15 protein-coding genes are annotated in these 14,947 nt (G+C 40.8%); 9 read left to right on the top strand and 6 right to left on the bottom strand.

What is annotated here, in order from left to right; translation table 11 throughout:
- Positions 1 to 8: 8 nt before the first annotated feature.
- Positions 9 to 491: a thermonuclease family protein gene (locus tag HKX39_RS06245; protein WP_171680474.1), complete on the bottom strand. Its 483-nt coding sequence runs from the start codon at positions 489 to 491 to the stop codon at positions 9 to 11.
- A gap of 235 nt (positions 492 to 726) precedes the next feature.
- On the opposite strand from HKX39_RS06245, the gene mmsB reads away from it, so the two are divergent.
- From mmsB to HKX39_RS06215, 6 genes are all read left to right on the top strand, one after another.
- Positions 727 to 1,614: a 3-hydroxyisobutyrate dehydrogenase gene (gene mmsB / locus HKX39_RS06240; RefSeq protein WP_171680473.1), complete on the top strand. Its 888-nt coding sequence runs from the start codon at positions 727 to 729 to the stop codon at positions 1,612 to 1,614.
- Between the two features lie 46 nt (positions 1,615 to 1,660).
- Positions 1,661 to 2,812, top strand: a complete 1,152-nt coding sequence (locus HKX39_RS06235) for an acyl-CoA dehydrogenase family protein (RefSeq protein ID WP_171680472.1) — start codon at positions 1,661 to 1,663, stop codon at positions 2,810 to 2,812.
- Between the two features lie 167 nt (positions 2,813 to 2,979).
- On the top strand, positions 2,980 to 4,275 hold the full coding sequence (locus HKX39_RS06230) for a magnesium and cobalt transport protein CorA (protein WP_343043421.1): 1,296 nt from the start codon (positions 2,980 to 2,982) through the stop codon (positions 4,273 to 4,275).
- 6 nt (positions 4,276 to 4,281) lie between these two features.
- A complete protein-coding gene (locus tag HKX39_RS06225) occupies positions 4,282 to 5,568 on the top strand; it encodes a hypothetical protein (protein ID WP_171680471.1) in 1,287 nt (428 codons plus the stop codon).
- Between the two features lie 25 nt (positions 5,569 to 5,593).
- Positions 5,594 to 6,313 (top strand): glycosyltransferase family 2 protein, encoded by a 720-nt coding sequence (locus HKX39_RS06220; protein WP_171680470.1) that lies wholly within the window; start codon positions 5,594 to 5,596, stop codon positions 6,311 to 6,313.
- 9 nt (positions 6,314 to 6,322) lie between these two features.
- Entirely contained in the window at positions 6,323 to 7,882 is a 1,560-nt protein-coding gene (locus tag HKX39_RS06215) for a phosphotransferase (RefSeq protein WP_171680469.1), read from the top strand.
- Between the two features lie 66 nt (positions 7,883 to 7,948).
- On the opposite strand, the gene HKX39_RS06210 is transcribed toward HKX39_RS06215, so the two are convergent.
- The gene (locus HKX39_RS06210) at positions 7,949 to 8,737 is read right to left on the bottom strand and encodes a tellurite resistance TerB family protein (protein ID WP_171680468.1); all 789 of its coding nucleotides are present in this window, start codon (positions 8,735 to 8,737) and stop codon (positions 7,949 to 7,951) included.
- A gap of 231 nt (positions 8,738 to 8,968) precedes the next feature.
- Between HKX39_RS06210 and HKX39_RS06205 the strand changes: the two genes are divergently transcribed.
- Positions 8,969 to 9,454, top strand: a complete 486-nt coding sequence (locus tag HKX39_RS06205) for a YajQ family cyclic di-GMP-binding protein (RefSeq protein ID WP_171680467.1) — start codon at positions 8,969 to 8,971, stop codon at positions 9,452 to 9,454.
- A gap of 60 nt (positions 9,455 to 9,514) precedes the next feature.
- Here the strand turns inward: HKX39_RS06205 and HKX39_RS06200 are convergent, their stop codons facing one another.
- The 4 genes from HKX39_RS06200 to HKX39_RS06185 form a co-directional block, all read right to left on the bottom strand.
- Positions 9,515 to 9,961, bottom strand: a complete 447-nt coding sequence (locus HKX39_RS06200) for a hypothetical protein (protein WP_171680466.1) — start codon at positions 9,959 to 9,961, stop codon at positions 9,515 to 9,517.
- On the bottom strand, positions 9,961 to 10,518 hold the full coding sequence (gene efp, locus HKX39_RS06195; RefSeq protein WP_171680465.1) for an elongation factor P: 558 nt from the start codon (positions 10,516 to 10,518) through the stop codon (positions 9,961 to 9,963). Before efp ends, HKX39_RS06200 begins: the two co-directional genes overlap by 1 nt.
- Before the next feature lie 46 nt (positions 10,519 to 10,564).
- Positions 10,565 to 12,028 carry an elongation factor P maturation arginine rhamnosyltransferase EarP gene (locus HKX39_RS06190; RefSeq protein ID WP_171680464.1) on the bottom strand — a complete coding sequence of 488 codons (1,464 nt, stop codon included), beginning with the start codon at positions 12,026 to 12,028 and terminating at the stop codon, positions 10,565 to 10,567.
- Positions 12,029 to 12,111: 83 nt separating this feature from the next.
- Positions 12,112 to 13,305, bottom strand: a complete 1,194-nt coding sequence (locus HKX39_RS06185) for an aminotransferase-like domain-containing protein (protein ID WP_171680463.1) — start codon at positions 13,303 to 13,305, stop codon at positions 12,112 to 12,114.
- A gap of 160 nt (positions 13,306 to 13,465) precedes the next feature.
- Between HKX39_RS06185 and HKX39_RS06180 the strand changes: the two genes are divergently transcribed.
- Both HKX39_RS06180 and HKX39_RS06175 read left to right on the top strand, forming a co-directional pair.
- Entirely contained in the window at positions 13,466 to 13,735 is a 270-nt protein-coding gene (locus HKX39_RS06180; protein WP_171680462.1) for a BolA family protein, read from the top strand.
- Between the two features lie 10 nt (positions 13,736 to 13,745).
- Positions 13,746 to 14,534, top strand: a complete 789-nt coding sequence (locus HKX39_RS06175) for a peptidylprolyl isomerase (RefSeq protein ID WP_171680461.1) — start codon at positions 13,746 to 13,748, stop codon at positions 14,532 to 14,534.
- Positions 14,535 to 14,947 lie beyond the last annotated feature (413 nt).

Here is a 14,947-nt window from a genome sequence, read left to right as displayed (position 1 = left end):
TTATTTGGCTAATTTTTTTGTTTACGAAAGTCTGATGGATAGATAGCTCGTTCGCCGTCTATCCATAGTCCTCGCTTGTTCTGACGAGCTTCATTTTCTAGCGAGAGATAGTGCTGATTGTGCTCTCCTAGATATTTACGATAGGCCCACGCATAGCCTTGCTCAATCATCCAAGCATTAATATCTTGGTGTTGATCATAAAGCGTACCGATAAAACGACCGTAGCGATCTTTATTATAGAGGCGTATGCGTAGATGCTTGTGAATAATACGCGCAGAAAGGATTTGTTGCGCTTTGCGTCCAAATGCTTGCTTGCGCTCTGGTGCATCAATCCCGTCTAAACGAATCTTATGTGGAGTGCGATTTTCTAAGCACGTAATCGTATCACCGTCAGCCACATTGACGACTTTACATTGTAAAAATTGTTGAGCATGAACAGGCTGAGATAAGCTTATACCTATGAGTATCACACCAAGCAGAGATAATTTCATTTGTTAAGTAAAGTAGTAGTACGGCGATTAGAAGTAGATTGACATTCTCTGAATTGTAGTCTTTTTTGTTAAATGATGTCATATCTAAAAGATTTCCCTAATGGCAGTTTACGTAAAAGTAAGGTATAACTAAGCACATCAAAAGTCGATAAACTGTCTACTAGATGACATTCTTCATCAAAGAAGAGCGTTACTATGACGATGATTCGACATATTATTTATTGAGGAGACAATAATGAAAATCGGTTTTATTGGTTTAGGTAATATGGGTGGCCCAATGGCGTTAAATCTTGTCAAAGCAGGTCATCAATTATCGGTATTTGATTTAGTTCCAGCTTCAGTACAGAAATTGACCGAGGCGGGCGCTAAGGCATTTGCTAGTCCAGCCGAAGTTGCTGCGCAAGATATTGATATGTTGGTGACGATGTTGCCAGCATCTGCGCATGTACGCTCTGTATACCTAGGTGAAAATGGTATTTTATCAACAGTTAAAAAAACGGTGTTATTAATTGATTCGTCGACGATTGATCCACAAACAGCACGTGAGGTGTCAGCAGCAGCCCAAAAACAAGGCAATGCGATGGTGGATGCCCCTGTATCAGGTGGTACAGGGGGGGCGCAAGCGGGCACCTTAACTTTTATGGTGGGTGGTAGCGAAGAGGATTTTGCACGTGTTAAACCTATCTTAGAAAATATGGGTAAAAACATCGTCTATTGTGGTGGCACAGGTAATGGTCAAGTTGCCAAAATTGCGAATAATATGCTGTTGGGTATTAGTATGATAGGCACGGCAGAGGCGATGAACTTAGGCGTATCGTTGGGTATGGATCCTAAGATTCTTGCTGGTATTATTAATACCTCTTCGGGGCGTTGTTGGAGCTCAGAAGTGTATAACCCATATCCGGGAGTTGTTGAAACAGCACCAGCTTCGCGTGAGTATACGGGTGGTTTTGGAGCCGATTTGATGCTCAAAGACTTAGGGTTAGCAACAGAGGCTGCCAAAGTAGCCAAAGCCCCTGTGACACTAGGTGCAACAGCCCAACAACTTTATCAAACCTTTAGTAACCAAGGACAGGGTGGTTTGGACTTTTCTGCCATCATCAAAATGCTACAAAAAGCATAGATTTCTTTCAGAGTGATAGGATTGAGATTCAAATAAAGGACAGATTATGTTTACAACGCAATTAAGCGAAGAGCAACAAATGATTCGCGATATGGCGCGTGATTTTGCTAAAAATGAAATTGCTCCCAATGCCGAACAATGGGAAAAAGAAGGTTGGTTAGGGGATGCGGCGATTGCTCAAATGGGTGAACTGGGTTTATTGGGAATGACTGTTCCTGATACAGAGGGTGGCTCGTTTATTGATTATGTGTCTTATGCACTAGCGGTGGAAGAAATTGCCGCCGCTGATGCAGCGATGTCTACGATGATGAGTGTACATAGTTCAGTTTGTTGTGGCACTTTATTAAAAGCAGGTAATGAGGCGCAGAAGCAAAAATGGCTTGCTGATATGTGTGCAGGGAAGGTGATTGGTAGCTTTTGTCTTACTGAACCTCAAGCGGGATCTGATGCGAGTGCGTTAAAATGCCGTGCTACCCTTGAAAATGGTGAATGGGTACTCAATGGTGCTAAGCAATTTGTGACCAATGGCAAGCGTGCTGGCTTAGCGATTGTGTTTGCTGTCACAGATCCTGACTTAGGTAAAAAGGGTATTTCAGCGTTTTTAGTACCCACAGATAATCCCGGTTATATTGTCAGCCGTGTAGAGCATAAATTAGGGATTAAAGCCTCAGATACATGTGCTATTACACTAGAAAACTGTCGCATTCCTGAAGAAAACTTACTCGGTGAGCGTGGCAAGGGTTTAGCGATTGCTTTAGCTAACTTAGAAAATGGTCGTGTGGGTATCGCAGCGCAAGCGGTGGGCATTGCTCGTGCGGCGTTTGAAAGTGCTTTAAAGTATGCGAATGAGCGTACACAATTTGGTAAGCCTCTGGCACAGCATCAAAGTATTGCCAATATGCTAGCAGAGATGCATACACAGATTGAGGCTGCTCGTTTATTGGTGCTACATGCGGCTTCTTTAAAAGACCGTGGTATCCCAAGTCTTTCACAAGCCTCACAAGCCAAGTTATTCGCTTCCGAAATGTGTGAGCGAGTATGTAGTATGGCGATTCAAATTCATGGTGGCTATGGTTTTCTTGAGGATTATGCAGTGCAGCGTTACTACCGTGATGCTCGTATTACGCAGATTTATGAGGGTACGAGTGAGGTTCAAAAGATTGTTATTGCACGTGCACTACAGGACTATCAAGTATAATCTTAACGTGATGACTTAACATTTAAAATGGCTAATGGGTGTCGTACCCATTAGTCATTTTTTATTTTTTTGAAAGTAGCTTGTTGATAGATATATATTTATGTAAGACATTCGTTTTATAATGACGGCGAGAGATAAATTCAATACTTTTATCCTAGGAGAAGCTGATGCATAGCGAAGAGGGAAAACTAGAACGTCAAAAAATCGAACGCCTAAAAGAAATGCAAGAAGCACGAGAACGTATTGAAGAAGCAGAATATGAGCTAGAGCAAGCACAAGAGCAGTTACAACAGGTTGTCGAACAGTTTACAGAAGAACATGGCTCTGAAGAGTTAGATAGTATCATTGATCAAGAGAGTGAAGATCAAGCAAATGATTATGCGGATTCAGAAGAATTGGCGTCAGCATCGATTAGTGAAGATAGCCATGAGCGTGATGTAGTAGTTGGTGATGGACAATCAGTAGAGAAAAAGACCAAAAGCAAAGAGACGAGTACAGGATTGGTGGCTTCTGTCGAATATGTCCATGGTAAGAAACGTGAATCTGTTCCTCTGGATAAATTATCGGGTTATAAAAAAGATTCATCCCGTCTATTATGGGTGGGTCTAAAAGACCCTAGTCCTGAAGAGTTGAAAAAGGTTTGTAAGGATTTATCTATCATTGATGAAGCGGCACAGGAGATTCTCGAATTACACCGTAAGCCAAAAGTCATTGATTATGGTAATTATATTCAGTTAGTCGCGGTGACCATTACCAAACAGAATAAGAAACTCGTTTTCGGCGAAATGCAGATGATTTTTGGTGTGGGCTTTGTCTTGACTGTACGTCGAGGAGGGGCAATGACCAATAGCTCTTTACGTGAGCGATTAGAGTCTTGTCCCGAATTAATTGCTCGAGGCTCAGATTTTGTAGTGGCTGAAATTTTAGACGTATTTGTGGATAGTTTTTCCGCCTTAGCGTCACGTTTAGAGGTGGAAGTCAACCAGGTAGAACAGAAGATGATGTTGCGAGGATTTAGAGAAACGGATATTCGTAAACTCTATAAGCAACGTCGTGATTTATTGCGTATTCGTACCTCTATTACGCCAATGGTCGAAATTTGTCGCAAAATTGCGGTGATGAATAGCCCGATTATTGAACCAGACTCTAGAGCTTATTTCACGATTGTATCCGATCGAATAGCGCGTATTGATGAGCAGATTCATGCATTACATGAAGCACTGGCCTTTGCGTTTGAAGCCAGTTTGATGATTGGACAATCGCACCAGACCGATATTACTAAAAAACTTGCCGCATGGGCGGCGATTCTTGCCGTTCCTACTGCCGTCGCCGGAATTTATGGAATGAATTTTGCCTATATGCCTGAATTACAGTGGAAGTTTGGTTATCCATTGGTACTTGGGATAATGGGTGGCGTTTGTGGCTTCTTGTTTCACAAATTTAAAAAATCAGCATGGTTATAACTTGATATGAAACCTAATACAGTTATTGGCATTAGAACCCATACATGGACATTAGAAGAAGAGAAGATGTATCAAAAATTATTATTAGCCTTTCCGGCAGATAAAATTTTTGTCATCATGAACGAAACCGGGGGTGTGGTACCTACACCGGATTATGTGAATAAGATTAGTTGGAATGATGAGTTTATTTGTCAGCATCAGCTGTTGCATTACAACCATTTTAATGCGGGGATTGGTTGGTTATGTGGAGATTATTTTTATTATGCATTTCGAGAGCAGGTAAAGGCTGACTTTTATTGGTTAACCGACCCCGATGTGGGGTTGACGTTTGATGATGTGCGTACATTTTTTGCGCAAACAGAAAATGATCATGCCGATGCCTTATTATCGGCATTTCGAGTATTGTCAAAAGAGGATTATTGGTATAAGTCGGCTGAGTTAGTCGGTTTAGTCAATGGCAATGCCTATGGTTGTGTATTTTCATTTAACCGATTATCGGCGGCCGCCATTGATAGATGTTTACAGGAGCGCCAAAAACTTTCTGTATTGTATCAAGAAAAAGGCGCCTTGGTTTTTGATAATAATCCTATAGGTGTTCATTTCCCTAATGATGAATCTTTAGTGGTACCGACGCTTATGCGAGAAGGATTTAGTGTTAAGGGCTTAGACGAGTTGTTTCCTGGTGCCTTGATGAATTTTAGTTGTCATTATTGGTTTTGTATGCCACAGCACCAGATAATGCGCCCTCGTAACCAAGTCATTCATCCAGTACGACCTTTTTCTAGAATTGTTGCTCGATTATCTGAAGGCTTAGCGCAGGATATTGCTCAGAGTAGTTCGTGGAAATATACCTTTGTGGATGAAGAAAATACCAGTTTGGTGGCATCGGCTATCGCCAAAAACCTTATCCCTCAGATTGAACAAAAACTGAGAGAGCATTATCAATATATTGTATTGTTTGGAGAGTTTAAGGAGATGATGACTCATCAAATAGGTCAATTATCCCATCCGTTTAAAATCTCTACTTGGCAGGGGAATACACTTGTCTTGGATGTGTTTTACCAAAATAAAACATATGCGCTTGATATGCTACTACAAGGACAACAGTTAACCATCAAAACATTTGAGCGTTTTAGTGGGGCGGAGTGGGCCTTACAGTTTCAGCCTTATTTTTCGGATTTTGTGTTGGAGGGTAATATCGGTCGATTATCGTGCTTATCTATACAAGATATGGCGCAATGTCGGGAGCAACTTCGCATCGCTTTGAGCGTATTTTGTCAACAACTACAATAAGATAACTTTTTAAACAGGATTGCATATGTTTATTATTCCTATGGCGGGGTTGAGCTCACGTTTTTCCCAAGCAGGGTATACTCTTCCTAAGTATCAACTTTCTCTCCATGGGGAAACGGTATTTGGATGGTCTGTACGTTCTTTTGAAAATTATTTCACGACGGATAAATTTGTCTTTATTTATCGTCAAATGAATGATACCGCTGCTTTTTTAGAAACAGAAATTGCTCGATTAGGTATCGTGGATTATACCTTAGTGTGTTTAGATGAACCGACACAGGGTCAAGCGGATACGGTTTATCAAGGTCTGCGTGACATAAAAAGCGATGAGGGCTTGTACATTTTTAATATTGACTCCCAAATTAATACCTTTATAAAACCAAGTTGGGTAGAGAATTGTGATGGTTATCTACAAGTTTTTAAAGGAGAGGGAGAGCATTGGTCCTTTGTACAGGCAGATGCCTACTCAAAGAATGTGATTCAAACCACAGAGAAAGAACGTATTTCAGATTTATGTAGTAACGGTTTATATTACTTTAAGAATAAAGCCTTATTTGAGCGGTTATTTTTGCAGGCAAAAGAACAGGGGCAGACTATTAAAAACGAGTTTTATATTGCTCCTTTATATAATGCCTTGATTGCAGAGAAAGGCGTTGTTTACTACGATTTAATCAATGCGATGGATATGCAATTTTGTGGAACGCCCGAAGAATATCAGCAACAGTTGGCAAGAATGACGTTTTAGGAAAAAGGCATGATACTAATTAATTCAGCGGCTTATGTTAATGCAGAGTTTAGGAATGAGTTAGGGGCTATACCACCTTGTTTTTTACCCATTGGGAATCATAAACTTCTTTATTATCAGGTAAAAGCCTTACGTCAGGCATTCGGTGACCAGGAGCCTATCTATCTTTCATTGCCTGAGGGGTATCGCCTGAATCTGATGGAAGTCTTTTTGATTCATACATTATCTCTGGAGGTAATCTTTGTCCCCGAAGGTATCTCGTTGGGAAAGGCGATTACGTACAGCGTAACAAAGGTAGGTATTCAGCATTCTCCCTTACGATTACTTCATGGAGATACCTTACTCAAGCAATTTCCTATGGAAGAGGATTGTATTGCGTTGGGCAATACACAAGACAATTATGAGTGGGAATGGAGCCATCCAACAGAGCGTAAACTCGCCTGGTGTGGTTATTTCTCCTTTAGTGAGGCGCCACAGTTTTTGGCGGCATTGGTTGCTAAAGAGCATAATTTTGTCGCTGCCGTACACTATTATGCCGCGCAGCAAGCACACATTGATTACCCTCAAATGAATGAGTGGTATGACTTAGGGCATATTAATACCTATTTTCGTTCACGTTCTGCTATTACAACACAACGGGTGTTTAATACCTTAAAAATAAGCCAAGGCGTTGTGTGGAAGTCAGGCGTATTGACTCGCAAGATAGAAGCAGAAGCTTATTGGCTAACGCAGATTCCTGCGGCGTTAAAGCGTTATATTCCTCAGCTGATTCAAACGGGTACAACATCAGACCATCATTTTTTTTATGAAACAGAATATTTGCCTTTATTGCCCTTAAATGAAATTTTGGTTCATGGTAGAAATCCAGTCGCCTTTTGGGAAAAGCTTTTTGCGCTTATTGGACAGTATATGAGCGAGAGTCGAAGACTCTTTCCAGCGCAACAATCGCTAGAGAGGATTGATCAGGATGCCCGAGCCTTGTATGTAGATAAAACCTATACGCGTTTAGCTGAATATGCCCATCAGAGCCATATGACATTGGATACCCCATTACATTATGATGGGAAAATCTTGCCATCATTACGTGAGATTGCGCAAGATTGTATTGATAGAGCGTTGACCTTACCCGTGATTCCCGCTATTTGCCATGGTGATTTATGTTTTAGCAATATTTTGTTTGATTCACGAGCGGATACAATTAAGGTGATTGACCCACGAGGGCTCACGCATCAGCAAGAGTTGAGTATTTATGGTAATCAAGTGTATGACTTAGCTAAATTGCATCACTCAGTGATTGGCTTATATGACTTTATTATAGCGGATGCGTTTGTCATCGAAAGATCAGAGGACTTAGGATCTACCATAAGATTTACGCTTGATGAACGTTTGCTAGCTATTCAGCAGGTATTTTTAGCCAGACCATTTATTGAGGGGATTGATAATGCACAAATCATGGCAGTGACAATTTTGCTATTTTTATCTATGTTACCCCTACATAGTGACAAACCTTATCGGCAAGAAGCTATGTTACTCAATGCGTGCCGATTATATGCACAACTTAAGGCATAGCGTCGTTAATGCCACGGATGCCCTTTTATGGAGAGGGCAAACGTGGTTTTAGGGGGATAAGGTCGTTTAGCGCGTCACTTGACGCTCAATCTCTTGTTTAAGAGAAGCCTCAAGGTTGAGTTGCTTAGCCAATTCCTCTAAATAGGCTTTTTCCATAAAGTTTTGATTATTACACATGGCAATACTCAATGCATACATTTGAGCGGCGAGATGCGTATTGTTTGCATAACTCGCTACATAGCTAGGGTCGACAGGACGATTAATTTCTGCTTGGAACCAAGCACAGTCTTGAGCATCAGTAAGTTGAGCCAGATGTTGATCTAATTGTGCTTTTTCGTCCTCTTGGATATGACCATCTGCCTTAGCGGCAGCAATCATCGCAACCAGTAGTGCACGACTCACTTGTTCGGTTTCTGCCGATACTGCATTATCAAGGCTAGGCGCTGGAATCTGAGCAGGAGGGACAGCACCTGGAGCACGATGAATCGTTTCTGTTGACGGAGTCCCCATAGCAGCTTGCTGTTCTTGCCAGCGTTGAAAAGCTTTAAATGCAATCGTCCCCAAAGCAGCCATGCCCCCTAGTTTAGCCAGACTACTATCGGTTTTTTGACCCAATAAAACGGCTAATGCACCTGCCGCTAAACCGGTCTTATCACCCGAAGTCAAGACAGAGCTTGTACCGGTGGTCGCATTTTTAATTTGATTAAAAATATCAGCCCCTTTAGCTTGTGCTTGGTTAAAGCGGTCAGACTGAGTTGCTTGACCAAATTTCTCGCGCGCTTGTTGCTGTAAATCACCGAGTAAACCACCGGTACCTTTACCTAATAATTGTTCTAAGATATTGAATGCGCTCATTTTAAAATCCTTAAAAGATGTAAATTAATAAAAAGCGAGAAATGCTGATGTTAAGCAAATACTTATTGGCAAGCGTTGAGTTGTGCCTTATCGCTTATTGTAAAGAATATAGGGTGGTTCTTCTATAAGACAAGCGTAAAAGATTGTGAATAAGGCACGTAAATACTTTAATAAGTAACAAGTGTTTTGAGGGTATAATGAACGTATTCATTTTTTAAAAGAGGATAAAAAATGCCATCATTTGACGTGGTTAGCGAAGCGGATATGATTGAAGTGCGTAATGCAGTAGATCAAGCCAATAAAGAGATTTCTACTCGTTTTGATTTTAAGGGGTCTGATGCTCGTATTGAACAAAAAGAATTTGAATTAACGATTTTTGCGGATGATGATTTTAAAGTCAATCAAGTTAAGGACGTGTTAATCAATAAATTGGCTAAACGTCATGTGGATTTACGTTTTTTAGAGTACGGTAAACAAGAAAAAATCTCTGGCGATAAGCTCAAGCAGTTAGCGACAATCCGTAAGGGCGTGACAGGGGATTTAGCAAAACGCATTGTGAAGCAAATTAAAGATAGCAAACTTAAAGTACAAGCGAGTATCCAGGGGGATACCGTACGTGTAAGTGGCGCTAAGCGAGATACATTGCAAGAAGTAATTGCTTTACTGAAAAAAGAAGTAAGCGATGCCCCCTTGAGTTTTAATAATTTTCGAGATTAAAATTATCCTTAAACGCATTGAAACTGGCTTTAAAACGTGAAGGACAATAAGGTGATAAAGTCAGTTTTTATTTTTATGGCGAGTTAATTTCAGGGTAACCATCCCACCAATTAAAGCCAGTAGTGCGGCAAAGATACCGTAATAAAGTAGGATTTCTGAGAAGATTTGTGCAGTACTCATCCCACGAGCATACAGTTGGGTGAGTAATTGTCCATCTTGACTCCAAGCAAGCCATGCATAATTATAGAAAATCGCTAAAGGAGCACTGATAGCGACAGTGAGAATAAGGCGAGGCAAGTGTTTGGGAATAAGGTGAAAAATAATCGCTAAAGCGACAGCAACGACCCCGAGTTTGTGTACCGTAGCGTACAAAAAACTGTTCAGTGTAGACCAAGCAATGGTGCTATCAAGTCCTTGGTAGCCACCGATACTAAAAATCGTGACACCTAAACTAATAAGTGCCACGATGATTAATGCAAAGATAAAACTTAAAATCGTTTTAAACATTACATCACACGAGAACGGTATTCGTTCGTACGTGTATCGATTTCAATTTTATCGCCGATATTGCAGAATAAAGGCACAGCTAATTCAAAACCAGTATTGATTTTAGCAGGTTTCATTACTTTACCTGATGTATCACCTTTAACAGCAGGTTCTGTATACGTGATTTCACGAACGATAATTGTTGGCAACTCTACAGAGATAGCACGACCTTCGTAGAATACTACCTCAACTGTCATACCTTCTTCTAGGAAGTTAAGCGCATCACCCATATTGTCTGCTTCAACGTCGTGTTGGTTGTATTCTTCGTCCATAAACACATACATTGGATCAGCAAAGTAAGAATAAGTACATTCTTTTTTGTCTAGAATAACAACATCAAATTTCTCATCAGCTTTATAAACTGTTTCTGAGCCAGAAGCCGTTAATAAGTTTTTAAATTTTAACTTAACAACAGCAGCGTTACGACCAGATTTGTTGTATTCAGCTTTTTGTACAACGAGTGGTTGACCATCAACCATTACCACATTACCTACACGTAATTCTTGAGCGGTTTTCATTAAACGAACCTCAGGTTAGAAGAATAAAAGAGATATTTTAGCCGTTTTATGATTGCTTTGCCTGAAAATTGAGCATACTAAAAGACAAAGTCGGATTTTTCAGTAAATCCTCACGATAGCGTAAGTGAAAATCTTGAACTTCTTGCCATAATGATGTCATTTTTTTTGACGAGATGTCTGTGGTGAAGAAGTCCATACAGGATGAAGAAGAAAAAAGCGCGCACCAGTGTTGCACTAATTGTTGATGGAGAGTGGCCTTTGCTTTTTCGGCTTCTTCAATAGGGGCAGGTTTAATCAGAGGATTATTCCAGGCAGCATAGTAATTCCAATCGTATTGCAATTGAGCTAGTGGATGAGGGAGAGGGTAGCTATTTAACCACGCCTTAAGTTTTTCAAAGTGAGTGTCATCTTGTTGCTCATAAATGTGCCATAAAAAAGGCTGACCAGACCAGATAGCACGTACAAAACTATCTTCCCCGCGGATGATATTAAAGTCAGCGATATTGAGTAAATAATCAAATTGCGCCTGAGGAATAAAAGAAAAACGTTGTAAACGAATATCTGCGCCTGTTTGAGTGACATACCCAGCTAATATGTGTTCGGCATGAGGTAAGATCCCTTCCGCTAGAAGCAATAAGGTGGGGCGATGGTCTGTTGCATAGACTTCACATAGCGCTTCTACTAAACTAGCCAAGGGGGCGCTAGGATAGCAAAAAAGATGGATAAGACGAGCATTTTCAACGTAAGCTTGAGCTGCCATTGGATGAATATAGTGTGTCAGCCATTGTACTTTGTCGTCATGAGAAAAATGACTGAGACGATTGATCAAATCGACTTCCCGAATAAGTCCGCCGGTTTTGGAGGTAAAACCGGGAAAGAAAAAATATTTTGGTACCCCATTTTTTTGTGGAGAGGCTTGTCCATGAAAGCTTTCTATCCAGTCCTCTGCGCTCAAATACTCAAGATTAAACCAATAATGCGTATGACCTGGCATCGCTTGAATAAAACTTTCATCCAAATCTGTGCCAAAAGCCTCAATCACAATAGGCGCTGGATGGATGGCTTGTTGCCGATGAAGAAGTAATTGCTGAACCGTATGAGGCGTCCAATGAATGATGTGTATCCCCTTAATGTGGGTTTGAAAAGGGGGAGGTGTAGCGACGGTATCCAAAGTAGAGTTTGTTGTGACTATGGTCTCATTCATATTGACAGAGGGGGTATCTGCTGTGGAAACACTGGGTAATAATGCCATCAGTTCTGGTTCAATCTTGGCAAAACTGACCAGATCATCTACCCATAAACGAATGGGATAAGGTTGGTGAGTAGACGCTTGAAAGAGCTGATGAAAGAGACTGTCTTTTGAAAATTTGGTGTGAATATTGTGTGTATTTTGTGTGTCATTTATGTGTAATGTATGGTGGAGATCTTTAGCAAAACGCCAGCAAACACCAATATCACCGTAGTTATCAATGACTCGGCAGAAAATATCAATAAAAGGGGTATTTTTCATTGAAAAAAAAGCGGCTCTTAGCGCGATTCATTAGCGAATCAGAGAGAGGGGGACGCTAAGAGCCGTAGAGGGTTGAGAGAGAGTTATTTAAAAAGTTTAGCAAGACCAGCGATGCCTTGACGAATTTTTTCTTCTGGTACGGTTACAAAACTCAGACGTAATGTATTCGTCACTGGCTCAGTCGCTGCTGGATAGAAAGGCTGACCGGGTACATAAGCGACTTTTTGCTCTTCGACCGCACGCGCAAGTAGTTCTGTTGTATTGACACCTTTAGGGAAAGTTAACCAGATAAACATACCACCAGCAGGGCGAGTCCATTTGACATCAATACCTGCAAAATGCTCTTCTAGTGCTTCAAGCATATAATGACATTGACGCTTATAAAGCTCACGCACTTTAGGAAGATGTTCGTCTAAGAAACCGTCCTTAATCGCCTCATAAACAGCCATTTGCGTAATCGACGCGGTATGTAAATCCGTGGCTTGCTTTAATTGTACCATTTTGCTAATGATAGCCGCAGGGGCAATGATAAAGCCAATACGCATACCTGGAGCAAGTACTTTAGAGAAAGAGCCCATACGAATAACCGTACCACCGTATTGCTGAGATAAAGCGAATAAGCCTGGTAGTTCCTCACCTTCAAAGCGTAATTCACCATAAGGATCATCCTCAACTAAAGGTAAGTTAAGCTCCGCACAGCGTTTAACAAGAGCGATACGACGCTCTAAACTTAACGTACGCCCCGTTGGGTTTTGGTAGTTGGGTAAGGCATAAATAAAACGAGCGGCTTTGGCGATTTCATCGGTGAGACCTTCAGGCATCAACCCGCCCTCATCTGTTGGGATGGTGTTATAGACAGGACCATATTGATTGAAAGACTGAATGGCACCTAAATATGAGGGCGATTCGAGCAATACTTTTGAGCCCTCATCAATAAACAGTTTACCGATTAAGTCTAATGCTTGCTGAGAACCTGAAACGATAAGGACATTATCAACGGTGATTTCTACACCACGCTTTTTAAAGTCACTTACTACCCATTCACGTAACGGGCGATAGCCCTCAGTAGGACCATATTGTAGTGCTACTTTAGGGTGGTGAGTCATGACGGTTTCATAGGCTTCGCGAATTTTAGCGATAGGAAAGCCCTCAGGTGAGGGTAAACCACCCGCAAAAGAAATAATATCAGGACGCTCTGTGATTTTAAGGATTTCACGGATGGCAGAGCTGGTCGCTGTAGTAGCACGCTTAGAAAGCGGGAATGTGATGTTATTCATTTTGATATTCCGAAAAGACTTATATGTAGTGGTCTATCTTAGCGTGTTTTTAATAGAAAAGCCAGTATGAATGTTTATACCCACTCAAGACCATTTAATTCGTCTTTGTTGTAAGACGCTATAATACTAATTCAGATAATTTTTTTAATATCACCAGATTATGAATCAAGACCGTACTCAGCTGATTAAAGAGCGTTTGCAAGTTTTAGAGCCTATCCATCTAGAGATTATTGATGAATCACATTTTCATCAAGGACATTCAGGTAACCAAAGTGGTGCCAGTCATTTTCGTGTTATGATTACATCGAAAAAGTTTGAAGGGCTAACGCTATTAGCTCAACAACGACTCGTGTATTCGGCGGTAGCGGATTTGCTTCCGTATCCAATCCATGCGCTAGCTGTTAATACTCGTGTACCTACCTCAATTTAAAGGATATACTATGAAACGTTTATTAATTACTGCATTACTTTCTAGCATGACTGTGCTAGCCAATGCTCAACTCCCACAAGAGGTTGTCGCTACGGTTAATGGGCAAAGTATTTCTAATGCCGAATTTCAAAATACGCTGACCTCTATTATCGGACAAGAAAAAACAGCAGAGATACAACAAGCGGCCTTAAATGAGCTTATCACGCGTCGCGTGCTTTTACAGGAAGCAAACAAACTGAAACTTAACGAAAAAGAAGAGTTTATCAAGCAAGTTGAACAAGCAAAAGACGAGCTCTTAATCAATGCGCTATTGAGAGATTGGGTAAGCAAAAACCCAATCAGCGATGAGGAAGTGAAAAAGGTATACGATGAACTCGTGGCGGAATTGGTCAAACAAAAAGAGTATGACGTTCGTCATATTCTGGTGAAAGACGAAACAGAAGCCAAAAATATCATTACTCGCCTCAAAAATAAAAAAGCCTCTTTTGAAGAGACGGCCAAGAAATCTTCTATTGATGCACCGACGGCACAAAACGGTGGTAGCTTAGGTTGGTCAGTGGCTAACCGTTATTTGCCAGAGTTTGCAAAAGCGGTGGCAGAAAGCGATAAAACAGGATTGATTGCCGCACCCGTTAAAACTAATGCGGGTTACCATATTATTGAGGTGCTTGGTATTCGTCCTCGACAAGCGGCTGATTTTGATAGCATTAAATTGCGTTTACGCGAGCAAATGACGGCTCAAAAAATCACGCAGTATGTGAACGATTTACGTAGTAAGGCTAAAATAGAGACAAAATAGATTCTTGTACTCGTCATCTTACATAAAAGTTACAAAGCGTGTGGAAAAAAACACTTCTCTGGGTAACTGTCAGGAATTGTAAAAAAACCAAGCTTTTTAATAAAGAAAGGTTTTCATTGATTTCAGACAAAGGTAAGATTTAGCAGGGCTAGGATAAGTACGAATAGTTTTATTCGTATATATAGTATCTATAAAAGTGTATTTATATCATTTTGATATATAAAAAAAGGAAATGAAAATGAAATTTACTCGAGTGGCATTAGCGGTAACAACAGGTCTGTTACTTGCAGCGTGCGGCAATTTGAGCAAAGTATCTTCTGAGGGGACTGCTGAGCTTGAAGATTTAGTATGGCCAAAGGTTGATCGTGCTGGTTTTAACCATAGCGGTTCACAAGAAGGTTCTTGGCCAAACT

Source organism: Pelistega suis, assembly GCF_013133795.1.
GTDB lineage: Bacteria > Pseudomonadota > Gammaproteobacteria > Burkholderiales > Burkholderiaceae_B > Taylorella > Taylorella suis.
The sequence above is the reverse complement of the archived record's forward strand: the minus strand, read 5'-3'. Positions and strand labels throughout refer to the sequence as shown.